The following is a 558-nucleotide window of genomic DNA, read 5'->3' on the forward strand; positions in this document are numbered from 1 at the left end:
CCCCCCCCTCTCATCGCCGCAAGCGGCGACTGCCGGGCAGCGGGCAAACGCAAAACCAAAACTGGATACTTCTGGGCGCTGGCCCGCGACGACCGAGCGTGGGGTGCCCGGGCGGTCCGGCCAATATGCTGATGACATTTTGAACGGCCTCTCGGGCATCCTCCAAGTCCACGGTTACGCTGGCTACAACCACCTGCTCAAACGCGCGGATGACAGTGTTGCATCGGCCTACTGTTGGGCACACGCGCGGTGCAAACTGCACAAGGTTGCGCAATCCGGCACCGCACCCCTCGCAGAAGAGGGGTTGAAGCAGATCGCCACCCTTTATCGGATCGAAAAGGATATCAGAGGCCTGAACGCCGAAGCACGGCAGGCCACCAGACAAGACCGTTCAGCGCCATTGATAGCCGCCTTTGAAACTTGGCTGACAGCGAACCGCAACCGCGTTTCTGCCAAAGCGCCTTTGGGCGAGGCACTCAAGTACATCGCAAAATACTGGGACGGGCTTTGCCTGTTTCTGGCAGATGGGCGCATCGAGATGGACAATAACGTGGTCGA

Annotated in this window: 1 pseudogene; it reads left to right on the forward strand. The window is 60.0% G+C overall.

The features are described from left to right. Positions 1 to 558 (forward strand): annotated as a pseudogene (locus Q1A06_RS20910) (transposase); the annotation flags it as partial.

The sequence above is a fragment of the uncultured Sulfitobacter sp. genome (assembly GCF_947497275.1).
Classification (GTDB): Bacteria; Pseudomonadota; Alphaproteobacteria; order Rhodobacterales; family Rhodobacteraceae; genus Sulfitobacter.